Source organism: Lactobacillus amylolyticus, from assembly GCF_003999355.1.
In the GTDB taxonomy this organism is placed as follows: Bacteria; Bacillota; Bacilli; order Lactobacillales; family Lactobacillaceae; genus Lactobacillus; species Lactobacillus amylolyticus.
The window spans coordinates 1,083,527-1,106,384 of the sequence record NZ_CP031835.1 but is presented as its reverse complement, the minus strand read 5'-3'; the positions used below and the strand labels follow the sequence as shown (position 1 = coordinate 1,106,384).

The window sequence follows — 22,858 nt, the reverse complement described above, 5'->3', positions numbered from 1 at the left end:
TCGGATTTCTAGCCAAAAAGCAATTGCTACATTTATGTTACAAATATTACAATACATTATTTAAGGTAAAATTTTCTTAATCTGCGAGTGATAATTCTGTTATCGTTCTGAAACTTTTTCCCTGTAATATATAGCATGTCAATTGAAAGACAGACGAAGTATTTCAATTTAGAAAAAATCAAAAACTTTTATTTTTAAGGAGGAAATTTTTTGAAACTTAAATCTATCTTGACAAAAACTATTGCTGTTGCTGCATTATCTGTTGCAGGTATCGTTACGATCAACAGCACTAACTCAAACAAGGCACAAGCTGCCATTGTTCAAAATGACGCTGCTACTTACCGCGTTACTAAATCAACTATTGTATACAACAACTACGAAAACGGTGTTGCTACCGGTCAAGTTTTAGCAGCAAATACTAACTGGAAGGTTATCAAGACTGCTTACGACAATCAAGGCAATAAGTGGTACGATCTTGGCAAGAACCAATGGGTAAAGGTTGAAACTACTACTTCAACAACTACTGCTTCAACTACTCAATCAAACCAAACTTCTACTACTAGCTACGCAACTTCAACTACCAGTTCATACACTTCAACTGCAACTGGTTCAGAAGCTAGTGCTAAAGCTTGGATTGCTAACCAAGAATCAGGTGGTTCTTACTCAGCAAGAAATGGTCAATACATAGGTAAGTATCAATTATCAGCTTCATACCTTGGTGGTGACTACTCAGCTGCTAACCAAGAAAAGGTTGCTGATCAATATGTTTACAGCCGTTACGGTTCATGGGTTAATGCTAAGAGCTTCTGGCAAGCACATGGCTGGTACTAATTAAAAGCTCTCAGTTAATTAATTCTGCTAAAAATTCAGAATAAAAAAGGCATCTTTACTCAACATGAGCAAAGATGCTTTTTTCATTTGTATATGTTTTGTTTGAGAGCTGATGATAGTTTGCAAAAGCAAGTTTATTTTAAGAGATTCAGTAAAAAAGATAGCAAAGCGATAATTTTGGTTATTTCACTATTTTATTTAAAATGAAAAAATAATAAACTTATATAAATGGTATGCTCTAATAAGCTAAGATTATGCGTTACGTTAGGAAAAGGTTTGAGCATATTAATTGACTAAAAAATAACCTGAACTATGATTAACTTGAATCAAAAATATTTTGATTCTTCTCTAGCTCATTTATAAATCCGAAACAATATACCTTACAAGAAATGACTCCAGAGCAAGTTGCTTTGGGGTCATTTTTTGTAATCTTCCTGTTATTAACAAAAGCTGCCCGAGCAGATAAACTGAAAGCAACAAAGAACGCTTTCGTGATAATGCTAAGAGGACATTAGAATGAAATTTTTCAAAAAAGCAGTTACTGCTGCTATAGCAGGGATGACGCTGGCCGCTTGTTTAGGCGGGGCTAGTGCTAACACTGTTCAAGCAGCGTCGACTAAGCAGATCGATAATTATATTAAAAAAGCTAGCTTGCACCAAAAAATTGGACAAATGTTCATTGCTCGTACCCCGCAAAAGCTTGGTCAGGCTGAACGTGATGCCTATCAATACAATTTAGGCGGCTACATCGTTTACGATGCAGATATGCAGAATTATACCGATGCCCAATTTAAGAGCAAAATTGCTAATTATCAAAAGGCTGCTCAATTGCCACTTTTAATTGGCATTGATCAAGAAGGCGGCTCAGTTTCAAGATTAACCCACGGCGGTTTGGCTAAACAAAATGGTGATGAATTCAAGTTCCCGCGTGATCAATATGAAGATGCTGAAAATGCTCAAAAGGGAAGCGGCATGAAAGCAGTTGTGCAATATGCGCGTGAAAATGCGACGCTTCTTCATAAATTAGGGATCAATTGGAATTATGCACCTGACGCAGATTACAGTGATGATCCCAGTTCTTTTATTTATCAGCGTGGTTTTGGCGGTGTAATGGGTAAAAATAGTTATCGTGCTGTCGCTAACTACATCAAGCAAGTGGTACCAGCTTGGCAGCATAATCATTTGGTAGCCGCCACTTTGAAGCACTTCCCAGGCTATGGGGATGCGGCTGATACGCATACTGGTTTTGCTTATGTGACTAAAACTAAGTCGCAGTTGATGAAAAGCGATATTTTGCCATTCAAGGCTGGAATTAAAGCTGGGGCTGATTCTGTGATGGTGACCCACGTCATTTATGACAAGATTGATCCGGTTTATCTAGCTTCTCTTTCTAAAAAAATCATTACAATGCTGCGCAAGGACTGCAATTTTAAAGGCGTCATTGTCACTGATGCGCTGGAAATGGGAGCAATTCAAGATTTTGCTAAAAAACATGGCAATGAAAGCGTTGAAGTTTTAGCCGTCAAAGCTGGCAACGATATGCTGATGTCAGCTGATTATGCTAAGGCAATTCCAGCAATTGAAAAGGCTGTTAAGAAGGGCAAAATTTCCAAAAAGCAAATCGATCGTTCAGTCAAACGTATCTTGACAATGAAGAACAGGCTGGGAATTCTTTCAGCAAGCGATTTGCAGGTCAAAAAGAACAATAAACGCTTCTTTAAATTAAATTCAGTGACTTACAAAAACGGTCTGGCAACTGTTTCAGGAACGGCCAAAAAAGATGCCAAAGTTAGCTTGATTAGTACGGATACCAAGAAGGGCAAGAACACCAATGCTAATAAGAAGGGTCAATTCAAGATTAACGTGCCGCTTCAAGCAAAAGCACAAAACTTTATTTTAAGTAGCGATGGATACCTTAGCGTGAACGTTCATATGAAAGCTGCAAAGAAGACGACGGTGAAGAAGACCATTACTTTGAATAAGGTTAAATATAATAAGAAACACACCGTAGCTACAATTTCAGGCAAGGTTTCTGATCCTGGCGAAGAAGGTTCATTAACGATTGTGATGTGGGATGCCAAAACCAATAAGACATTAAATTCCGTTGTTGTGGGTAAAGATGGCAAATTCTCGGCCACTGTTTTGACTTCTAAAAGGGAACAAAAGGTCATGGTCGACGCCCAAAATAACGGAGATTATAGTCCTAAGAGCGTTATTGTAAAAAGAAAATAAAAAAATTTTTCAATGAAAATCGGCAGTTTAGAGGAATTTTTCTTCTAAACTGTTTTTTATTAAAAGCTCAATATTAGTAGGCACTAGTCACATTTAATGACAAAAACAGCGGTACTTTTTGATGATGAAAAAGTGCCCGCAGTTATCTTTAGATCAACGTTCTCGACACTTTTTTGCTTGTATTATAAATAACACAAGTTATTATAAGCAGTGTAAGGAATGAAGAGATAAATATAGCAGAGTAATAAGGAGAGACTGAAGATATGTTAGGGAGAAATAAAAAACAATTGTCCTTAAACCAAGCAAATGAGAGACAACGCTTTTCAATTAGAAAGTTAACTGTTGGTGCTGCTTCTGTTTTATTAGGACTTGCATTCTTAAGTGTAAATGGTAATCAGGTTCATGCTGCTGAAGGCAAAGGAGGTCAGGCTGCAGTAGTTGAATCAAATTCCAATCCAAATAACAAAGATGTAGATAACACTTCTTCTGCAAAGACTGGGGCAGAAGAAAGTGCAAATGCTCAAGCTGAAACTACTAAGGCTTCAAATACTGATGCACAAGCTAACAAGGCTGGTGGTCAAGGTAAAGACAATGCTTCAATTGTAGGTGTTAATGATAAGAATTCAGTTGAATATGATTATTCTATTAGTGCGAAGAATAAGAATAGCAACCAAACTGAAGAAGTTCATTCAGCAGTTGCTGGCAAGATTAACACTGCTGATTTAAATGCCAAAGATGATGAAGACATTGAAGCTCATTTAACTCTTAAGAATGTTAGTGAGAAAGATATTCAAATTGGTACTAAAGGTGACAACAATCCTAATAGTTGGCAAGATATTGCTAGTTTGATGATCAATTCATGGACAAATGATGCTGGACGTCAAAACAAGACTTTGCAAGTTGACACTGACAAAGCCGCTAACGTTGAATTTAATAAAGACAATGCTTTGACTGTTTACTATGTTGATCAAAATAATAAATGGCTTACTTAAGATGAAATGGTTAGTCAACATGTTAAAGATGCTCTTTCAGTTGCACATCAAATTGGTTTTAAAGGTGTAATTCCTGTTGGTGTAACTGCAAGATTAAATGTGCCACTTGTTGTTAATGAAAAGGGTACGGACAATATAAACGTTATTGATCCAGCTAATTGGAATAATTATAATACTAGGACTCTTGTTCATACAATCAACGAACCAAAGACAGTTTTGACCGAAGATCAAGTTGCTAACGGCAGTTACAATTTGACTGTTCGTAACAATGACGGTTCATACACCTTAATCGATGACTCAGCTTTTGCAAACGAATTGCCAAAGATTGGCGATGTCATGGAAATTAATAATTCTGGTTATGAATTCGGCAATAACAATACTTTATACCAAGGCGGTACTTACCATCTTAACTTAGCCGCAATTCAAGCAGTTTTGCAAAAATACGGTTACTCAGTAAACCCAGATAACACTAACGACCAAGTTCCAGTTGCCTACTACTCATATGACACTAAGGGTGGTTTAAAACTCGCCAACCCTGGTCAAGCAAATCAAAATGGTCAAAGTTCACACTTCTTCTATGTTGAAGTTCACAAGTTTTTGGATACTCAAGATCAAACCTTTGAACAAGGTTCAAATGAGGCAGCTAACTTTAATGCTTCTGATCTTGTAAACGGCGTAACTAATGTTGAAAACCCTCAAGGCACTAACATCGGTTACTGCTTTGATAATGTTGCTGGCAATGTTAGTGATGCTCAAATCGTAAGCATTACAAACGCTCAAGGCCAAAGTGTTTCATCTATTGATGCTAACACTCCAGCTGGTACTTACACTATAACTGTTGGCTACAAGCTGAATGGGGTTCTAACGATTCAAGAATGCTGATCACCAAGACTGTAACAGTTACGATTACTGCAAGACCTGATTCAGGCAACACCACTCCAGATCAACCAGTAGCTCCAGCTGAACCAACTGATGCTGGTAATACTAGTGATACTAATGTTGCACCACTTCCAGAAACTGCTCCAACAGCTGCAGACAATAACAACAATTCAGCTAATAACGATAGCACCAAAACCGTTGCTCCAAAGGCTGAAAAAGTTATCTAAGAACAATGGTGCAAAGAATGTTAAGCCTAAGGCAACCAAGGTTGCTAAGTGCGGCGGTCAAATGGCTCCAGTAGCACTTGCCAATGCAAAAGTTGGCAAGAAAGCTCCAGCTGCAGAAGTCTTAGCTGCTAAAAAAGATGCTAAGACCTTGCCACAAACTGGTGAAAAGAAGTCAGCTGCAGCAATTATCAGTGCTACGCTTGGCTTGATTGGTCTCATTTGCCTTGCCGGTGCAAGCAGAAAAAAATTAAGTCACTTAAATAATAAAAAACATTCTAAGCTAAATAGTGAATTGACTATCCGACGGGATAGCTGATTCACTATTTTTTGTTCTAGCCGTAGAATTTGAAATAGCAGTAAAACTATATGCCTTAATCTGCCCTTGACGAAAGGGCGTCCAACTTTCATAATAAAAGCAACTATTTAAGAAAAAATTAATATAGTCTTTTCTTTAAAAGGATGCTGAAGTATGAATTTAACTTACTTTAAGGCCAATTTTACAATTGCACATAAAGCAAAGAAAAATATTTTGTTAGTTAGTTTTCTAATTATATTCTCAGTATTGTTCCTATTTGTTGTTGAGTTGCAGCGCATCGGAGACGGAGTCGTTGAATGGCAAGCCTACAACCAATCGCTTGATATCAACATGGATTATTTTGATAATAGCAGTCTCAGAAAGAAAAACTATCGCGCAACCTATAATAATCTTTCAGCGCAAAAGGCTAGCATTGCTTTGATTCAAAATAGTGAGGTCTTTAACAGCCCGAAAGATTATTTGCAAAGCATGACCAACTTAAATGAAGAAATGCTCAAGGGCTACCGTACTCATTATCGCGGTGCTTATTCATTGGTCGTTCCGCCTAAATTTGAATTGCAGCAGCGGCTAGTAACCTACCGCTATTTATCTAGGCACAAAATTCCGATTGTCATGAACGACAAGAGTTCGGCTACTTATGTCATTTATTTGCTTTCTATTTTCGGTATCTTTATGTTCTTTTACCTGCTTTTATTAGCAGCAGATTCTTGGATGATGAATTTGAACCACCCAACGCTTTTAAAGAATATTCCATATCTGATTCACGACGAAATCCGCGGAAAAATTGCGATCAATTTGGTGCTAACGCTTGTTCCTTTAATAGTTGCCGTCATTCTAGCTTATTTATTTGCGGGTTTGCGCAACAGTTTCAGCAGTCTTAGTTATCCGGTAGTTTTTTATTTAAATAAAATCAGTGCCATTGCCTTATGGCAATACTTTCTCATCTTCTTGCTGTATACGATCGCCTTTGGCATCTTTATCACTTGTTTAGCAATGTTTCTCAATCAGCTTCTAAAAAACGTTTATTTAACGATCTTAGCAGGCAGCGTAGTCTATGTTTTATCGTTTTTGCCAGGTAAACTCTTGCGCTATTTGTGCTTCTTGCCTTCAGCTTACGTCAATATCGGCAATGTTCTTTCAGGCACGATTGCCAAGCAAACAGGACTTTCCTACTTAAATGCTGTTAGTGCCATCGTAATTTTGCTCCTTTGGGCCGGGACTTTTGCCTTGCTGTTTAGATGGAGTGTAGGGAGGGCTGCAAAATGAAGCGCAAATATTTCACTTTTGAATTAAAGGCCTTTTTGCTCAATCCCAAAAACATTGGTTTAATTATCCTAACCATAATTCTGGCGCTTTACTTTGGCCTTATCAGTGCGCCTAATCACCATGTCATTGAAAGCGTCGATTACTACAAGATTAGATCCGAATATCGCAATTACAGCGCCTTTTTGAAGCATTCAGAAAAAGAAATTGAGCAGGCGCGCCAACCTGGTATGCACTATACGCCAAGTGACGGCGCCGTTGCCGCTGTGAAAACTTATCCGCAGGTTTTAAAAGACGACCGGATGTGTTTAAAGTCCATCAAAACGCAGAATTGGCGGCAATATGTCAAGTATTCGATGAGGTGGCACCAATTTATCGATTATCAGATTTTTTATAATGCTGACAAAAACTTTTTGTATCCGCGTGAATACAGCAGCGGTCTAAATTATATTCTTGACGGCCACCATGGGTATTCAAGAACAGTTTACTTTTACCGCGGTTTACTCAAGAGTAAAGCCAATTTGAATCAAAATGTCATTGAAGAGCGCACTGCTTTGCAGCGGCTGCAGCAATCGCTACAAGGCTGGACGGTGCTAGTTTTATTAATAACTGTCTGTTTTTTTGCGGCTGACGTGGTGACCAACGATCAAAAATATCGGACGGTTTTGAAAAATATTCCGTTGAGCAAAGGCACGATCTTATGGCTGAAAACAGCCGTGGTTGAGGTGGTTGTGTTCTTTGACTTTGTCTTGGCCTTCTTAGTCACTATTTTGTGTCTATCTCCGCGTTACGGTCTTGGATCGCTTAACTTACAAACGACCTATTATACTGGACAAACCAAAGTCCCATTTGTCACGCTGACTTTAGGACAATATTTCTGCGAATTTTTAATGTTTGCCTTAATCATCGTCTTAATTGCCATTCGCTTAACAATTCTTTTGTCGCTGATTTTCCGCAATGATTATGTTGCTGGCAGTTTAAGCAGTCTGCTTGTAGTTAGCGCTAAAGTTCTCTATTTCTCAAGCGGGATGGGCTATGTCTATCCATTTTTGAAAAAACTGCCAATGACCTATTTCACGATTGGTGACAGTTTAACGGGCAACCTGGCATATCTGATGAGTTCGCCTAATTGGGGCTTTGAAGCAGGAATTTTGTCGCTTCTTATTTGCCTAGTGATTATTGAAATTTGTTTGTTGCTCAGTAGTAAATCCCGTCATATTCCAGTTGTAAGGTAAGGTGAAAAGAATGTTGAAACTAAATGATGTTGTCTTGTCTTTTGGCAAGAAAAGGGTACTCGACCACTTAAATCTGGAATTTAAGCAAGGTGAAATTATTGGCCTAGTTGCGCCAAATGGTACTGGGAAATCAACTTTAATGAATGTAATTCTGCACAACTTAACGCCGCAAGAAGGCGAGGTTGAGTATGATGGCCTAAAATATCAAAATCAAAAAATGACCATGCAGCTACATCAAAGAATCTGTGCCTTTCCTGAGCAAAGCGATCTGTTTGGTTTTATGACGGGACGCGACCATTTGCGCTTATATGCTGACTTATGGCACAACCAACAAAAGAAGGTTGATGACATTATCAAATTATTGCAAATGGGAAATTATGTCGATCAAAAAGTGCAGACCTATTCTTTAGGCATGAAGCAGCGGCTTTGCTTTGCCATGGTTGTAGCCGCCGATACACCGGTGATGCTCCTAGACGAAGTAATGAACGGGCTTGATCCGCAGAACGTCGAACTGATTTCGAAAGTTTTGGAGCAATTGCGCCAAGAAAACAAGCTGATTATCATTGCTTCACATCTGCTCAACAATTTGCAAAGCTATGCAGACCGCATTTTATTTTTGGGTCATGGGCACGTCATTGAAGATTATCGGGTAAAAGAAAAGCGCGACTTGTATTTGAAGATTCGCGCCGATCAAGAAGTAAAAGACATTTTAGGAAAAATTGCTTATCAAGAGCTACCCGACAAGATGCTCTTAATTGATAGCAATAAATTAACTAAAGAAGAATTAGGCGAGATGCTCAGTACTTTAACTAAGAAGCAGATTCCGTATTCCTTTGCTTCGGTGAGTGTCGAGGACTTGTTTGATAAATTTTATAATTAAAAAAAGCGGTCAGAACAAAATTCTGATCGTTTTTCTTACATTTCATCTTTGATATATTTATGAAAAATAGCCATGCTGACAATTAAAATTAAGATTGCAACCGCAATGCCAATCGTTTCTTCAATATTGCTGTGATGAGTAATTAGTCCTCGCACTAAAGCGGTGGCGCCAAGGTCCAGCAAGAATTCAAGACTAGTGTGACCGTGATGAAGCAGTGCTGAAATAATCATCGCCGTAAATTCGAAGAACAGGAAAAAGACGATGATTTCATCCATGATTTGCGCGTTACTCTTGGAAATCGAAGTCGAAAACAGGGCTTGGAAGAGTGGCAATAATTCTCTAAATAAGAGGGCGATTAATAATAGGCCTAATAGTCCAAGTGCAACTACAAGCAGGGCCTGCAAGAAGTAGGCGTAGTGGCGCATTATTTGCGTAAATTTTTTCATAAAAAGATCCTTTGTCATCAATTTCTTTTATTATAGCAAAGATTGTCTTCTAAAAATTTTGGAGTTAACTCCAAAGAAATTTGCTGAAACAAAAATAATTTGTTAAGATGTTGTCGTAAAAAGTAAATATTCCCCCCCGAGGAAAATTAAGCGAGATAGCGACTGCTTTCATTAGGTCTTTGAAGAAAGTAGTTACTATCTTTTTTTGTGCGAAAGGTATAATCAATGTCTTTGATTTGTTTGATTATTGCAGGATTGTTTGAAGTTTTTTGGTCAACAATGATGAAATTGAGTCAGGGATTTAGCAATTTATTCTATTCTTTTTTAACAATAGTTGGGATGATTCTTAGTTTCGCGGGATTAGTTTTTGCAACGAAACATTTGCCTATTAGTATTGCATATCCGGTTTGGATAGGAATTGGTGCAGTAGGTTCGGTTTTGGTGGGAATTTTTCTTTTTCATAAAAATTTAAATGGAACTATTGTAAAAGGACCGCGTGTCAATATTTATGATATAAATGAGTTTTCACCCAGTAAGAGACATTTTAGTTATATGAAATGTTATTCTTTGCCTTATTTAATTTTTGATAATTCGATTGACTGTGTTGAATCACTAATTAAAACTTTATAATTTACAAATACTAAATATGGATCAGATTTACAATTAAGATTAAAGGAGATGTGAACCATGATTGATATGACAGACCTAACTACGATGGGGATCGAAAAAATTGGCAAGACTGGAATAATAATCAAATAACTTTTGATCGAATTGATTTACATCGTATGGAAATTTATACGACAATTTTAGATGCTTTTTCAAATAATATTGTTTTTTATCTTGACGAAGATTCAAATTCTTTCACTCTGACTGATTTAGGAGAGACGTACCAAAATATTCAAGAGAATACTTCTTTTAATAATGATCCTCAAGATATTATTGCTAAAATAAGTGCTAAATATCCGGTCAAATTTAAACGAAATATCTTGGAAATGACTGATATTTCTCTTACGGAATTAAGTCCGAAAATTCGAGATTTTGGATAAATGATTTTAGAAATTACGCTTTTAAATACAAACTAAAAGAGCTAGGCATCTTGCCTAGCTCTTTTTTAGGTAACTAATTAACTTAATTAGTCTTCAACTTTTTTAGCGTCATTCATTGCCTTCATGATTGAAGGGTTCTTTGAGTGACAATCCTTGATAATTTGTAAGTCTTCTTCGCTTAACTTAACAACGTACTTAGTCATTATTCTTACCTCGCTTTATTCAGAATCTCACACTTATTATATGACAACTATTTAGCAAAGAACATTTTTTCAAGAGTATTGCAATATTTTGTAAAAGAAGATCAACTTGCTACTAGCAAACACATGTACTTTTATTATGCAAAATAATTCACAAGTCTTGGTACTATCATATTCTTTTTAAAAAGTGCTTTGCTACATTTATTGTTACAATATTACGAATGTATTATTTTGAGTAATAATTTCTTAATCTGGAAGTGATGGTTCTGTTATAGTTTTGAAACTTTCAACCAGTATGATAAGGACTGTCAGATGTGAGACAGAATGAAAAAAGAAAGTACTTATTACTAAGGAGATATTTTTTGAAACTTAAATCTATCTTTACAGAATCAATTGCTGTTGCCGCTTTATCAATCGCCGGCATTGCTGCCATCGGCAACACTAAAAATAATGAAGCACAAGCTGCAATCGTTGAAAACGATGCTTCAGTATACACAGTTCACAAGGACACTAAAGTTTATAACTCATACAAGAAGGGCAAGAAGGCTAGAAAACAAGTTTTGGATGCTGGTACTTCTTGGAAAGTTATCAAAACTGCTTATGACAAAAAAGGCGACAAGTGGTACGACTTGGGCAAGAACCAATGGGTTAAGGTTGTTAAGGAAAAACCAGTTCAAACTGAAAATACCGCTTCTTCTCAAGCACCAACGCAAAACTACACTGCTTCAAGTCAAAATACCTCAACTGTTTCTGGTTCAGAAGCAGAAGCTAAGGCTTGGATCGCTAACCAAGAATCTGGTGGTTCATACACCGCTCAAAACGGTTCTTACATTGGTAAATATCAACTCTCATCTGCATACTTAAATGGTGACTATTCTGCCGCTAACCAAGAAAAGGCCGCTGATAATTATGTTCAAAGCCGTTATGGTTCATGGACTGCAGCTAAAGCTTTTTGGGAAGCTAATGGCTGGTATTAATTTTTAAACAGAAGAATAATTTTAAGTCTAGGTTTTGCCTAGACTTTTTTAATGTAATGGAATCTAAAACATGATATTATTAAACTATGTAAGCGATAACAATTTTGACAATAGGAGAATAATTATGGCTATAGTTAATAACGATTTTCACCAAATTCTGACGGAAAGACATTCTGTTCGCAGATTTGATCCGACTGTAAAAATTAGTCGCGCTGAAATCAAAGAAATGCTGCAAGAAACGATTACTGCACCATCTGCCTGCAATCTGCAAGCTTGGAAATTCATTGTTGTCGATACTGACGAAGGCAGAAAAAAACTGCATCAATATTTTATGAAGTTCAATTTCCCGCAAATTGACAATAGTTCTGCCGTCGTTTTATTCTTTGGCAATACGCTTGCCTTTAAGAAGTACAGTCAGTTGTGGCACAGCATGTATAAAGCAAAGAAGGTAACTAAAGAAGCAATGGAGGCGGCCTTGAATACTTTTATGCCGCTTTATGAAAAAGCACCTAAAGAAATGCTGGTTGCTGATTCAATGGTCGATTCTTCGCTTGCGGCAATGCAATTTATGCTGGTTGCCCGCGAACATGGCTACGAAACTAATGCAATGGCTGGCTATGATGCAGGAAAGGCTGCTATTGTAATGGGACTTGATCCGAAGCAATATGTGCCGGTGATGGCAATTGCAATTGGCAAGCATGATCCAAAGGCTGATGCCGAGATTACGACGACGAGATATCCACTTGATGATTTAGTTGATTTTGAGTAGAAAATTTAACCCTATCAGAAGAATAAACAAATTTTGCTCAATTAAGTCTAGGTTTAACCCAGGCTTTTTTCTTTTCCAATAAAACTAGCGGATGTATAGTGAAACAGGAGCCTTCCGTGTTAAAATACGATTTATATTCTGATAAATAGGGAAAATGGTGAAGATGAAAAAATTTTTAACCGTAATTAGTTTAGCTAGTTTGCTCTTTTTCGGCGGGGTCAGCGTTAAAGATAGCCTCCTGCCAGTACCAACGGTTCAGGCTAAGACCAAATATGCCAAAGCCAAAATCAAACTGCCGGCTGGTTATACTAAATCAGCACTGCTTAAAGCATATCAAGGCAAGCCTAGTGCTAAATTTATCAAAGCCTCAATGAAGGGCATGAAAGAAAATACTTTTAGCCGCACTAACGCTAGTGAAAGTGCAAAGGATAATCGGACCAAGATTAATCCTAATAAGTTGACAAAGGCGCAGTTGCAAGAGCTGACAAGTTTTTCTTTGCGCTTAATCAATCAAGCACGCACCCAGCTTGGCCTGCCTAAATGGGTTTACAGCTCCGGCGCGCAAAAACTAGCTAAAGACATTGCTAAAGAATACGTTGCCAATAAGCGCGGCATTAACAATGGCGACCACTATGTTGCCGGAATCGTCCGTGCCTGCAAGAAGAATGGCTTAAACTTTGATGATAACTACGTTGAAGATATGGCAGGCTACTACGAACCACGGACTAAAATTACGATGACCAAGATGAAGAAAAATATTTATTTTGCCTTAAAGCAAATGATCTTCGGTTATACTGGTCCAAATGAAAAAGCTATTAGCAAAAAGTCCTACTACCGCGAATGGGAACACGCTGGTGACCTCTTTAATACGCAAGGCTCACCTCATGATGGCGACTATGATTACTACGGCTTTAGCATTTCCAAGGTCGGCAAAGTTTACAGTTTGCACTTTATTGGCGTGCCGCATTTTGCCGTTAATGATCCAAAATACAACCTTAATTTCAAAGTAAATTAATAGCTTATTTAGTACGCTGACTTCAGCGTGCTTTTTTTGTTATAATAGCTGCATCATGGAGGAAAAGATGACCAAGACAGTTTATTTAGTTCGCCACGGGCAGACATATTTCAATTATTATCATAAAGTACAAGGCCGCTGCGATTCACCCCTTAATGGCAAGGGAATTCGCCAAGTTGAAGCAGCGCGGGATTATTTTAAAGAAAAAGGCATCAAGTTCGATATAGCTTTTTCGTCGACGCAAGAAAGAGCCAGTGATACGCTGGAAATTATTATGGACCACCAAATGGACTACACGCGTTTGAAAGATTTGCGCGAAAAAAGCTACGGCATTTTTGAAGGGCGCGATGAGTTCCTGCTTCCTTGGAACTATAACAATAAAAATATTGATCCGACCATGGAAACTGATGAACATGTTTTGCTACGCATGAAACGCGCTGTCAAAACAATCCTTAGTCAAATGAAGGATGGTCAAACAGCCTTAGTTACTGGGCACGGGGATATTTTGGCACAATACGTGCGCACTTTTACCAACCGGCAAGAATTTAACTGGTTCGCTAATGCCAGCATTGTTAAATTGACGTTTGAAAACGACCAGCCGCATTTTGATTATTATGTTTGGCCTGCAGAGAAGGTTGAATAATGGCAGTTACGATTTATTTAGTTTAACCTGGACAAATTTATTTTGAAGCACGTCACTGCATGCAAGGTAGTTGTGATTCAGCTTTAACCAAATTAGGTCAAAAACAATATTGAATTTGCTTTAATTACAGTAACGGTGATTTCTACAATGTTGAAATAGTTGATTGTCATTAGGGGGGATAATAAATGTGCCAGTTTCTAGAATTCAGGATATTTTGCATGATCGTAGAAAAATTACTGCTGAATACATCGATTAGATTAGGCAGATATTTCGGAATTTCTGATGATTACTTTTTCAAAATTCAAAATGAATTAGACTTAAGAAATGTCCTAATGAAAAATAAATCAGATTTTGACGCAATAAGAAGAGTGACAGTTAAACAATAAACAGTAGTGAAAAATTTTTCTCCATTTTTGCTAAATAACATTAGAATAGAACTCGGAGATTAATTTATTTATTAGAAGGCGTAAAAATGGACAACAAACCTATTTTTAAAATCAGTGAAGTAAAAATCAAAAAAGAAGACCGAGCCGGCTTTAGAAAAGAGCAAGAAGCAGAACTTGAAAACTCAATTCCAGCTGAAGAAGGCACTTTGCTCTTAGCTAGCGGTCATGAAGACACTGAAGGCGAAGACAACTACATTGTTGAACTTTACAGAAACCCAAAGGCTTATGAAATTCACAGCATGGCTAACTATTTCGACCACTACGACAAGACCATTAGCAACATGGCAACCAGCAAGAAGGTTTATGATTTAAACGGCGAATGGATCACTACTAAGCCTAAGGAAGCACTTGATGCTTACGCAGACAAGTTCGTCATCCGTGTTGCCAAGGTTGAAATTGCTGACGGCAAACATGATGAATTCGCAGCAACTGTGAAGAAAGAAATGCGTCGTGCAATTGCCCAAGAACCAGGCGTTGAAATTTTGATGGCTGGTTCAAATAAAGAAAACGAAAATGAATGGTTGTTCTTCGAAGTTTATGCAAATGACGAAGCTTATGACAAGCACGTTAAGAGCAAGTGGTTCGTTGACTATATCAAGGGCAGCGAAGACATTGTTATGGACAAGCAGCTTCATGAATTAACTCGTGATGTGATGGCCGTTCAAGGACCAATCGTAATGGACTAACAAAATGAAAAAGACGATTATTTTTGCCCACCGTGGTTATCCGGTTAAATTTGCGGAAAATTCTTTGGAAGGTTTTCGTTATGTTGTCAGTCATGGCGGTGAGGGCGTCGAATTCGACGTACATTTGACTAGAGATGGCGTTCCTGTTGTCATGCATGATGAAAAGATTGATCGAACAACTGATGGCAAGGGCTATATCAAAGATTACACTTTAGCTGAAATCAGAAAGTTTCATTTGGCTAATGGCGAACCAGTTCCCAAGTTGAGTGAGCTATTTGATGTTTTGCAAGATAAGGACCTTTATATCAATTTGGAATTTAAAACCAATAAGGTTCATGATCAGGGCATTGAAAAGACGGTACTGGATTTAGCTAAGAAGTATCATTTTGTGCATCCAATTATTTTTTCTTCATTTAATTATGAGACTTTGAAGATTGCACAGAAACTAGATGCTGATGAAGAATATTGCTATTTGGTTAAAGGATTGAAGCACCCAGCTGAGATCGCAAAGAAGAATCATTTTGCTGGGATTCATCCAGAGCATTATTTGCGCAGTTCCCAGCCGGTGACTGAACGAATCTGGACAGTAGATAATTCTTGGCTTGCCAAACACTACTGCAAGTTAGGCGTGGCCGGTTTATTTACCAATGATTACAAGAAGATCATGCGGATTCGTGATGAAGTACAAAAATAATATTTTTTAAATTTTTCCTTGACTCATTACCCCGTTTCACCTATACTTATACCTGTTGGGTGATTGAGTGATCATCCAAATAGAACCAATTCAAGTAAAAGGTTTGAAGATTGGGTTATAGCCAAGTGGTAAGGCAATGGTTTTTGGTACCATCATGCGCTGGTTCGAATCCAGCTAACCCAATAGGGCTAAGCTTTGACGTCGATACGTGGAAATATCGATGTTAAAGCTTTTTTTGTGCTTAAATTTTGTGGCTTTTGATTAGTATTTCACAATTGTAGAGATGCAAAATGGTGCTGTATATTAATCTATTTGACTATAATTGTGTCTTATCTTTAGAAAAATACTATGCTTTTGTGCAATTTCTGTAATACTTTGTTAATTGCTTCGTAAAGTTCATTGGTTATAGTAGATGTGCATCACAGATAAGAGTAATGAAAGCCGATTTATGGAATAAAAATGTGATGCAAGATATAATATGTGTTGTAAGGGAAAGTATGTGCCGCTGTGGTGCAAATTCTCTTTTCCTTGAACGATAAGATATTTATCTGCAATGGTAAATTCTTAGGCAACACTTACAATGCCTACAGTACCATCAACATCTTCGCCAAAATTCCAGCTGGCTTTGAACAAGATGATACTAAATTCATTTATGAATTGGCAGAAAAAGCACATGTTGCTGTAGTTGCCGGCTCATTCTTTGCTAAAGGCGGAGAAGGCTATATTCGTTTATCCTAAAAAATACTTGCATTTTCAGCACGTTTTAGTTATTATAATAAACGTGCTGTTACGGAGGCCTAGCGAAGTGGCTAAACGCGGCGGTCTGTAAAACCGCTCTCTCTGAGTTCGGTGGTTCGAATCCACTGGCCTCCATTGCTGAATTTATTCAGCTGGTACATTGAACAACAAGTAAAAGTTCAATCGAATGGGTTATAGCCAAGTGGTAAGGCAATGGTTTTTGGTACCATCATGCGCTGGTTCGAATCCAGCTAACCCAATTGTTCGAAACGAACACCCAACCCGATTAAAGACAAGCTTATGGCTTGTCTTTTTTTACCTTCATAATTAAAAATTATTTTATTTATTGAATCTAAATATTTCAAAATTGGAAGCTTTTTAACTATACTTTAAAATTGTAAGTAAGAAGAAAGTAAGAAAATTATGAAAACTAAGAGAAAATTTCTATTGAGCATTGTCGTTATGTTAGCTGCTGGGGTTTTGTCTGCCTGCTCTAATTCCAGCAACTCTTCCAGCAGTAATTCACAAACAATGAATACTGCTGCTTCCAATGAAATTTCAACCTTGGATTCTAGCAAGTACGGGGATACTACTAGTTCCGAAGTTTTGCAGAATTCCATGGAAGGGTTGTACCGTTTTGACAAAAACAATAAGGCGCAATTAGCCGGTGCCACTAAAGTTACCCGTTCCAAGGATCAAAAGGTTTATATTTTCACCTTGCGTAAAAACGCCAAGTGGTCAAACGGCGATCCGGTTACTGCCCAAGATTATGTAACAGCTTGGCGCAGAACCGTTGATCCTAAAAACTCTTCTCTTGACAGTGACAGCTACGCCATTATTAAGAACGGGACCAAAATTACTCAAGGAAAGGCCAAAGTCAACTCTCTTGGAATTAAAGCTCTTGGCAAGTACAAGCTGCAAGTTACTTTAGCTGATCCTATTCCATATTTGCCAGAAATTCTTGAAGGTGCTCAATTTTATCCTCAAGACACCAAAGTCGTTAAAAAACTTGGCAGCAAATATGGTACCAGCAGCAGTAACCTAGTTTACAATGGACCATTCGTTGTTAAGGGCTGGACTGGTTCCAACTTAAAGTGGTCTTTTGTAAAGAACAAGAATTACTGGAACAAGAAGTCTGTTCAACTTAAGCGTGTCAACGTACAAGTAGTACAAATAACTTCTACTGGCGTTAACTTATTCAGAAGTGGTAGCCTAGACTATGTTCCATTAAGTTCAGATTTTGTTAAGCAATATCAAAACAACAAGGAATATCATTCCAAAGTTACGCCAACCAATGGCTATTTGACTTTCAACATTAAACGTAAGACAACTGGTAATGTCCACGTCAGAAGAGCCATTAGCGAAGCAATCAATAAGAAACAACTGGTTAACACTATTTTGCATGCTGGTCGTCCATCTAACGGAATTGTTGCTTCCAACTTTATTACCGATCCATCCACTGGCAAGGACTATCGTAAAGATGCTGGTGATATGGTAACTTATAATGTTGCTGCAGCTCGTAAGGAATGGAAGATTGCTCAAAAGCAATTAGGCAAAAAGAAGATCAGTCTTGAATTGTTAACTTCAGATGTTGATGATGCTAAACGTGTTGGTGAATTTATCCAAAGTAATTTGATGAAGAATCTGCCACACTTATGATTTCGTTTATGGTACTTGGCAGCCAAGTTATGAAGATCCGCTTGATTTCTTAACTGTCGGTGGTTTATTCAATTTGGAGCAGGATTACAAGAACAAGAATTTCTGGCATCAAATCGAGCTTGCACGCTCAACTTATGCTGCTCGACCTAAGCAAAGATTGCAAGCTTTAATCGCTGCCGAAAACCAATTGATTAAAAAGGATGCCTTTGCTGCTCCTTTATACCAAGCTGGTGCTTCATACTTGTTGAAGTCAAAAGTTAAAGGATTTAAACTTTCACCATATGGCAATGTTGCTTACTACTGGAATGTTGAAATTAAATAGAAGTAAAAAATAATTAACAAAATAGTAATAGGAGAGATTGACTGAATGGCAAGAATAGTTAAAGTCGGTGCCGGTGGCAGCGAAACCGACTGGCATGAAGCCTTAAAAGATTTAAGAGCAGATGATGTTCTACTTCTTGAGCCAGGATTCTATCAGCTACCACAAGGAATTACCTTAACTGATATTACGGTTAAAGGGATGGGCGCAACTCCTGAAGATACAACGATCTTGGGCTATGTGTCTGTTTCTGCAGATAGCCGCTATGTAACATTGGAAAATCTGTGCATTAACACCAATACTGATCACAACAGTCTGTTTGTGCCACCAGAAGCCAATAGCTATTTGACTTTGCGCAATTGCATTGTTAAAGGCGTAGGTACTGATACTGCTGCTGTGGCTTGCAACGGCAAGGTTACGCTTGAACTATATTCAACTAAAATTATAAATGGATCCTTGTCCATGTTTGCCGATGCCGATTTTCGTTTAGAAATGAACGACGCCATTATCGATTACGCTTCAACTGAGTACTGTGCTTTAGCTTTAGAAGGCAAAGGGACCGCGATTATTAATAATTCTAAAATTCACGGTTCAACTAATACTTTTACTAAAACCAACTGCGAATTAGACATCAATAATTCTCAGCTTGATTGCGTTCTTCTTCATGGTCAGACATGGATGAACATGCTTAATACTAAGGTGTTGGCTGAAGACGATTCATGTTTGTATATCAGTGATGATTGCTGGTGCAATATCGTTAATTCTACTTTTGCCGGCGGCGTTTATCTTGATAAGAAAACGCGGACGATTATTCAAAATTCAACTTTGAACCGGTTGGTGGCAATTAATGAAGCAAAAATCACAATGATGACGTCGCAAATTTTGGCGCATGCTGACTTTCAGGATAATGTTGTGGCCGATGCAACCCGAGTCAGCTTTTCAGGAAATATGGATTATGAATACTTTTTAGCATTGAGCGATCAGGCAAAATTAGCAGGTCATGACGTGGTTTTAAATGCGAATGACGCAGATCTGGCCGTTCAAGACAATGCCGAATTCAATATCAATGTTCTGGCCAGCGATCGCAGCAATATTGAAATTGAATGCAATAAAGAGCCAAATGTGCGAATTTTTGGGATGCACTGGACCGCTAAAAAGAAATAGCGCTGAAAACAAATATCATTATCCAATGCAATATAGACCAATTTAGCTTATAATTGATAATGAGTTTGGAGGTGCGTGCCATGGAAGAGCCGATGTATATCAAAATACATAATCAAATCAAGCGCGACATTGAAAATCATGTTTATAAAGTAGGAGACCGAATCCCTGCCGAAAGACAATTGGCAGTCAAGTTTGGCGTATCGAGAATGACTTTGCGTCAAGCAATTAAGACCTTGGAAGACGAAGGAATTTTGGAACGACGTCTGGGCAGTGGTACTTATGTTGCTAGCCAAAAAGTACAAGAAAAGATGTCAGGGATTATGTCTTTTACTGAAATTACTGAGGCTAACGGGCAGGTTCCTTCCAGCAAGTTGATCTCTTATCAAGTTGGCCAGCCATCTCTTTCTGAAAAAGAACGTTTAAAGTTGAAAACAAATATGAACGTTCTGCGGATGGAAAGAATCAGATATGCAGATCAAACGCCAATTTGTCACGAGGTGGTTACGGTTCCATATGATTTGGTTAAAAATGATTCGAAAGAAAACATTTCAACGCACTTGTATGAGACTTTAGAAAAAAACAATTTGCAGATCGGCCGAGTTACGGAACATATTTCTGCGGCTATTGCCAATGAAAATGATGCCCGTTTATTGAAGGCAAAAAAGGGCGAGGCTCTGATCACTAGACGGCAGGTAACTGAACTAGCCGACGGTCGTCCGTTTGAGTACACGCGTGCTCGCTATGTAGCCGAAAGATTTGAATTTACTTTTTCAAAATAAAAAGAAAGCTCCGCTTCACAAATCAGTGAAACGGGGCTCTTTTTATTTCAAATCTTCTTTAATTTTAGTTGTAGAAATACCTGGCGTTCTTGGCAGGTAAACTACCTTGCAGTAAGGCTTCAAAAAATCGAATTTACCTTTCCAGTCGTCGCCCATCACAAAAGTATCGATATCGTACTTTTTTACATCAGCAATTTTTTGATCCCAATCTTTTTCGGGGATGACCTTATCAACATAGCGAATTGCTTCTAAAATATATTTGCGTTCAGGATAAGTATTGTAAGCTTCTTTATGCTTTTTGAACTCATTGAATTCATCAGTGGACAAACCGACGATAAGGTAATCGCCTAATTCTCTAGCCCGTTTTAATAAACGCACATGGCCATAATGCAATAAATCAAAGGTTCCGTATGTTATAACTTTCTTCATAGTTCTGGCTCCTACTTTATTAAACGAATTAATAATAACATAATTGAAGAAAAGGTAAAACTTAGAGCAGTTGGCTGTGGCTTTTGATAAAATAAAAGAAAAAGGAACAATGAGGGATTTGTCATGGATAAAGTAAATGTATTAGGCGTTAACTTTGATAATAAGACGTTTGATCAGTTTCAAAATGAATTTGTGAAGCGGCTCAATGATCACGAGTCGACTTTTATCGTTACTGCCAATCCGGAAATTGTGATGGCTGCGAATGAAAATCCGAAATTTATGAAAATTTTACAGCAGGATGCAGACTATATCACAGCTGACGGAATTGGCATTGTCAAAGCTGCTAAAATGCTAGGCGAGCCGCTGCCAGAACGGGTAACGGGCTACGACTTGTTTTTATGGTTTATGAAAATTGCCAACGAGCGTGGACTCAGAGTTTATTTAATTGGTGCGAAGCCAGAAGTTATTCATGCTGTTCAAGCCAAAATTGCCAAAAACTATAAAAATATCAATTTGGTTGGTGCAGAAGACGGCTACTTCCGCCAAGATTTGGATCTCGTCGCTCACCGCATCGCTAAAACCCAACCTGATATGGTCTTTGCAGCATTAGGTTTTCCTAAGCAAGAAAAGCTGCTGGCGATTTTGCGTCGCAATTTGACTCCTGCCATAATGATGGGAGTTGGCGGCAGTTTCGATGTTTTCAGTGGTCAAGTAAAACGGGCACCGGAGATTTTCCAAAAGACGCATTTGGAATGGTTCTACCGTTTGATTACTAATCCAACCAGATTTAAGCGAATGATGGTTTTGCCTAAATTTGTTGTACGAGTGCATCAGTTTAAGAGAGGAAACAAATAATTAATGAAAGTTCTGCATGTGAATGCCGGCCTAGAAAACGGCGGTGGCCTAACCCACATTGTGAATTTGTTAAAAGAAGCAAAAAATGAGGGAAAAGATTTTGAACTCTTAACGCTGGCTGAAGGACCAGTCGCAACGGCAGCAAGAAAGGCAGGAATTACAACCCATGTCCTAGGTGCAGGAAGCCGCTATGACCTGGCTGCGCTTAAAAGATTGCGGACTTTTATTAATGATGGGCATTATCAGATCGTTCATACTCATGGTGCACGGGCCAACCTCTTTTTGTCCTTGATTCATACCAAAATTAAGGCTGCTTGGTGCATTACTGTCCATTCAGATCCTTATTTGGATTTTGAAGGTCGCGGTTTAATGGGTAAAATTTTCACCAAATTGAATTTGCGTGCCCTTCACAAGGCCGACTGCATCTTCGCAGTTACTAAACGCTTTGCCGATTTGCTTGAACAAAAAGCAAAAATTAATCCCGCTAAAGTGCATGTTATCTACAACGGCATTTTCTTCCATGATGATAGCGAAATTCCAGCCAAATATGATGATCAGGTTTACTTCAATATCGTTAATGTTGCCAGAACGGAAAAAGTGAAGGGCCAGGAATTGCTGCTGAAGGCGATTAAAAAGCTGGACGATTCGCATGTTCGTTTGCACATCGCCGGTGATGGCAGCCAATTAGAAAATTTGAAAGCTCTAACCAGGCAACTAGAATTATCGCCGCAAGTAACCTTTCACGGTTTTATGACGCAGAAGCAATTACGCAACTTATACCGGCGGATGAATTTAGCCGTTCTGACTTCTTATTCAGAGAGTTTTCCACTGGTACTGCTTGAGGCCAGCGACAATCAGCTTCCAATTTTGTCAACTGCAATCGGTGATATAAAAATGATGATTCCGGATCAGGAACATGGTTTTATTGCCAAAATTGGCGATGTTGACTCCATTGCTGCAGAAATAAAACGTGCAGTCAATATGGATCCAGCTGCTTTGAAGGCTGTCGCTTTGCGGGAAAAGAAGTATGTAGCAGCCAACTTTTCAGTTGAAAAACAGCTGGCTTCGATTCAAAAAGTATATGACAAGTTAGCCAAACACTAATCAATTGCCCCTAAATCGAATAACAGGTATAATT

General features: G+C 38.1%; 22 protein-coding genes, 3 tRNA genes and 3 pseudogenes. 26 read left to right on the top strand and 2 right to left on the bottom strand.

Annotated elements, in window-relative coordinates; genetic code table 11:
• Positions 1-210 precede the first annotated feature (210 nt).
• The 9 genes from apf (D0Z64_RS05635) to D0Z64_RS05600 all read left to right on the top strand — a co-directional run bounded on the left by apf (D0Z64_RS05635) (position 211) and on the right by D0Z64_RS05600 (position 8,855).
• Positions 211-831, top strand: a complete 621-nt coding sequence (apf, locus tag D0Z64_RS05635) for an aggregation-promoting factor (RefSeq protein WP_080881668.1) — start codon at positions 211-213, stop codon at positions 829-831.
• A 516-nt stretch (positions 832-1,347) separates the two neighbouring features.
• Positions 1,348-3,063 (top strand): glycoside hydrolase family 3 protein, encoded by a 1,716-nt coding sequence (locus tag D0Z64_RS05630; RefSeq protein ID WP_080881667.1) that lies wholly within the window; start codon positions 1,348-1,350, stop codon positions 3,061-3,063.
• A gap of 263 nt (positions 3,064-3,326) precedes the next feature.
• Positions 3,327-4,055 carry a YSIRK-type signal peptide-containing protein gene (locus D0Z64_RS05625; protein ID WP_080881666.1) on the top strand — a complete coding sequence of 243 codons (729 nt, stop codon included), beginning with the start codon at positions 3,327-3,329 and terminating at the stop codon, positions 4,053-4,055.
• Between the two features lie 6 nt (positions 4,056-4,061).
• On the top strand, positions 4,062-4,937 hold the full coding sequence (locus D0Z64_RS05620; RefSeq protein WP_080881665.1) for a hypothetical protein: 876 nt from the start codon (positions 4,062-4,064) through the stop codon (positions 4,935-4,937).
• The gene (locus D0Z64_RS08360) at positions 4,931-5,161 is read left to right on the top strand and encodes a hypothetical protein (RefSeq protein WP_164742127.1); all 231 of its coding nucleotides are present in this window, start codon (positions 4,931-4,933) and stop codon (positions 5,159-5,161) included. The genes D0Z64_RS05620 and D0Z64_RS08360 overlap by 7 nt, the downstream gene beginning before the upstream one ends.
• The gene (locus D0Z64_RS05615; protein ID WP_164742126.1) at positions 5,133-5,477 is read left to right on the top strand and encodes an LPXTG cell wall anchor domain-containing protein; all 345 of its coding nucleotides are present in this window, start codon (positions 5,133-5,135) and stop codon (positions 5,475-5,477) included. Before D0Z64_RS08360 ends, D0Z64_RS05615 begins: the two co-directional genes overlap by 29 nt.
• A gap of 153 nt (positions 5,478-5,630) precedes the next feature.
• Positions 5,631-6,743, top strand: coding sequence for an ABC transporter permease (locus D0Z64_RS05610; protein ID WP_080881663.1), 1,113 nt, complete (start codon positions 5,631-5,633; stop codon positions 6,741-6,743).
• Positions 6,740-7,975 carry a tellurium resistance protein TerC gene (locus tag D0Z64_RS05605; protein ID WP_127345725.1) on the top strand — a complete coding sequence of 412 codons (1,236 nt, stop codon included), beginning with the start codon at positions 6,740-6,742 and terminating at the stop codon, positions 7,973-7,975. The genes D0Z64_RS05610 and D0Z64_RS05605 overlap by 4 nt, the downstream gene beginning before the upstream one ends.
• 10 nt (positions 7,976-7,985) lie before the next feature.
• A complete protein-coding gene (locus D0Z64_RS05600) occupies positions 7,986-8,855 on the top strand; it encodes an ABC transporter ATP-binding protein (protein WP_080881661.1) in 870 nt (289 codons plus the stop codon).
• A 35-nt stretch (positions 8,856-8,890) separates the two neighbouring features.
• Here the strand turns inward: D0Z64_RS05600 and psiE are convergent, their stop codons facing one another.
• Positions 8,891-9,301, bottom strand: coding sequence for a phosphate-starvation-inducible protein PsiE (psiE, locus tag D0Z64_RS05595; protein WP_080881660.1), 411 nt, complete (start codon positions 9,299-9,301; stop codon positions 8,891-8,893).
• Positions 9,302-9,526: 225 nt separating this feature from the next.
• Between psiE and D0Z64_RS05590 the strand changes: the two are divergent.
• From D0Z64_RS05590 to D0Z64_RS05510, 15 genes and pseudogenes are all read left to right on the top strand, one after another.
• A pseudogene (locus D0Z64_RS05590) lies at positions 9,527-9,772 on the top strand (DMT family transporter); the annotation flags it as partial.
• 314 nt (positions 9,773-10,086) lie between these two features.
• Positions 10,087-10,347, top strand: coding sequence for a DUF1828 domain-containing protein (locus tag D0Z64_RS05585; RefSeq protein WP_080881659.1), 261 nt, complete (start codon positions 10,087-10,089; stop codon positions 10,345-10,347).
• Between the two features lie 562 nt (positions 10,348-10,909).
• A complete protein-coding gene (gene apf / locus D0Z64_RS05575; RefSeq protein WP_040457440.1) occupies positions 10,910-11,524 on the top strand; it encodes an aggregation-promoting factor in 615 nt (204 codons plus the stop codon).
• 124 nt (positions 11,525-11,648) lie between these two features.
• Positions 11,649-12,293 (top strand): nitroreductase family protein, encoded by a 645-nt coding sequence (locus D0Z64_RS05570; protein WP_080881658.1) that lies wholly within the window; start codon positions 11,649-11,651, stop codon positions 12,291-12,293.
• A 154-nt stretch (positions 12,294-12,447) separates the two neighbouring features.
• Entirely contained in the window at positions 12,448-13,308 is an 861-nt protein-coding gene (locus tag D0Z64_RS05565) for an SEC10/PgrA surface exclusion domain-containing protein (RefSeq protein ID WP_006352780.1), read from the top strand.
• Positions 13,309-13,375: 67 nt separating this feature from the next.
• Complete coding sequence (locus D0Z64_RS05560) at positions 13,376-13,951, top strand: histidine phosphatase family protein (RefSeq protein ID WP_040457436.1); 576 nt, start codon at positions 13,376-13,378, stop codon at positions 13,949-13,951.
• Positions 13,952-14,423: 472 nt separating this feature from the next.
• Positions 14,424-15,083 (top strand): putative quinol monooxygenase, encoded by a 660-nt coding sequence (locus D0Z64_RS05550; RefSeq protein WP_006352777.1) that lies wholly within the window; start codon positions 14,424-14,426, stop codon positions 15,081-15,083.
• Between the two features lie 4 nt (positions 15,084-15,087).
• Positions 15,088-15,777, top strand: coding sequence for a glycerophosphodiester phosphodiesterase family protein (locus D0Z64_RS05545; protein ID WP_080881655.1), 690 nt, complete (start codon positions 15,088-15,090; stop codon positions 15,775-15,777).
• Between the two features lie 111 nt (positions 15,778-15,888).
• A tRNA-Gln gene (locus tag D0Z64_RS05540) sits at positions 15,889-15,960 on the top strand.
• Positions 15,961-16,377: 417 nt separating this feature from the next.
• Positions 16,378-16,512, top strand: a pseudogene (locus D0Z64_RS05535) (pyridoxal phosphate-dependent aminotransferase); the annotation flags it as partial.
• A gap of 56 nt (positions 16,513-16,568) precedes the next feature.
• Positions 16,569-16,650 (top strand) — tRNA-Tyr (locus D0Z64_RS05530).
• Positions 16,651-16,703: 53 nt separating this feature from the next.
• Positions 16,704-16,775, top strand: a tRNA-Gln gene (locus tag D0Z64_RS05525).
• A gap of 163 nt (positions 16,776-16,938) precedes the next feature.
• Positions 16,939-18,496: pseudogene (locus D0Z64_RS05520) on the top strand (peptide ABC transporter substrate-binding protein).
• 45 nt (positions 18,497-18,541) lie between these two features.
• Positions 18,542-19,657, top strand: a complete 1,116-nt coding sequence (locus tag D0Z64_RS05515; RefSeq protein WP_127345722.1) for a hypothetical protein — start codon at positions 18,542-18,544, stop codon at positions 19,655-19,657.
• Between the two features lie 80 nt (positions 19,658-19,737).
• Entirely contained in the window at positions 19,738-20,436 is a 699-nt protein-coding gene (locus D0Z64_RS05510) for a GntR family transcriptional regulator (RefSeq protein ID WP_127345721.1), read from the top strand.
• A gap of 42 nt (positions 20,437-20,478) precedes the next feature.
• On the opposite strand, the gene tagD is transcribed toward D0Z64_RS05510, so the two are convergent.
• Complete coding sequence (tagD, locus tag D0Z64_RS05505; RefSeq protein ID WP_127345720.1) at positions 20,479-20,865, bottom strand: glycerol-3-phosphate cytidylyltransferase; 387 nt, start codon at positions 20,863-20,865, stop codon at positions 20,479-20,481.
• A 123-nt stretch (positions 20,866-20,988) separates the two neighbouring features.
• Between tagD and D0Z64_RS05500 the strand changes: the two genes are divergently transcribed.
• Positions 20,989-21,720 carry a WecB/TagA/CpsF family glycosyltransferase gene (locus tag D0Z64_RS05500; protein ID WP_127345719.1) on the top strand — a complete coding sequence of 244 codons (732 nt, stop codon included), beginning with the start codon at positions 20,989-20,991 and terminating at the stop codon, positions 21,718-21,720.
• A gap of 3 nt (positions 21,721-21,723) precedes the next feature.
• Positions 21,724-22,824, top strand: coding sequence for a glycosyltransferase (locus tag D0Z64_RS05495; protein ID WP_127345718.1), 1,101 nt, complete (start codon positions 21,724-21,726; stop codon positions 22,822-22,824).
• Positions 22,825-22,858: the final 34 nt, after the last annotated feature.

Bases quoted from the DNA above. Each gene is read 5' to 3' on its own strand.
- D0Z64_RS05630 (WP_080881667.1), top strand. From the start codon at position 1,348: ATGAAATTTTTCAAAAAAGCAGTTACTGCTGCTATAGCAGGGATGACG.
- D0Z64_RS05625 (WP_080881666.1), top strand. From the start codon at position 3,327: ATGTTAGGGAGAAATAAAAAACAATTGTCCTTAAACCAAGCAAATGAG.
- D0Z64_RS05620 (WP_080881665.1), top strand. From the start codon at position 4,062: ATGGTTAGTCAACATGTTAAAGATGCTCTTTCAGTTGCACATCAAATT.
- D0Z64_RS08360 (WP_164742127.1), top strand. From the start codon at position 4,931: ATGCTGATCACCAAGACTGTAACAGTTACGATTACTGCAAGACCTGAT.
- D0Z64_RS05610 (WP_080881663.1), top strand. From the start codon at position 5,631: ATGAATTTAACTTACTTTAAGGCCAATTTTACAATTGCACATAAAGCA.
- D0Z64_RS05605 (WP_127345725.1), top strand. From the start codon at position 6,740: ATGAAGCGCAAATATTTCACTTTTGAATTAAAGGCCTTTTTGCTCAAT.
- D0Z64_RS05600 (WP_080881661.1), top strand. From the start codon at position 7,986: ATGTTGAAACTAAATGATGTTGTCTTGTCTTTTGGCAAGAAAAGGGTA.
- psiE (WP_080881660.1), bottom strand. From the start codon at position 9,301: ATGAAAAAATTTACGCAAATAATGCGCCACTACGCCTACTTCTTGCAG.
- D0Z64_RS05585 (WP_080881659.1), top strand. From the start codon at position 10,087: ATGGAAATTTATACGACAATTTTAGATGCTTTTTCAAATAATATTGTT.
- D0Z64_RS05570 (WP_080881658.1), top strand. From the start codon at position 11,649: ATGGCTATAGTTAATAACGATTTTCACCAAATTCTGACGGAAAGACAT.
- D0Z64_RS05565 (WP_006352780.1), top strand. From the start codon at position 12,448: ATGGTGAAGATGAAAAAATTTTTAACCGTAATTAGTTTAGCTAGTTTG.
- D0Z64_RS05560 (WP_040457436.1), top strand. From the start codon at position 13,376: ATGACCAAGACAGTTTATTTAGTTCGCCACGGGCAGACATATTTCAAT.
- D0Z64_RS05550 (WP_006352777.1), top strand. From the start codon at position 14,424: ATGGACAACAAACCTATTTTTAAAATCAGTGAAGTAAAAATCAAAAAA.
- D0Z64_RS05545 (WP_080881655.1), top strand. From the start codon at position 15,088: ATGAAAAAGACGATTATTTTTGCCCACCGTGGTTATCCGGTTAAATTT.
- D0Z64_RS05515 (WP_127345722.1), top strand. From the start codon at position 18,542: ATGGCAAGAATAGTTAAAGTCGGTGCCGGTGGCAGCGAAACCGACTGG.
- D0Z64_RS05510 (WP_127345721.1), top strand. From the start codon at position 19,738: ATGGAAGAGCCGATGTATATCAAAATACATAATCAAATCAAGCGCGAC.
- tagD (WP_127345720.1), bottom strand. From the start codon at position 20,865: ATGAAGAAAGTTATAACATACGGAACCTTTGATTTATTGCATTATGGC.
- D0Z64_RS05500 (WP_127345719.1), top strand. From the start codon at position 20,989: ATGGATAAAGTAAATGTATTAGGCGTTAACTTTGATAATAAGACGTTT.
- D0Z64_RS05495 (WP_127345718.1), top strand. From the start codon at position 21,724: ATGAAAGTTCTGCATGTGAATGCCGGCCTAGAAAACGGCGGTGGCCTA.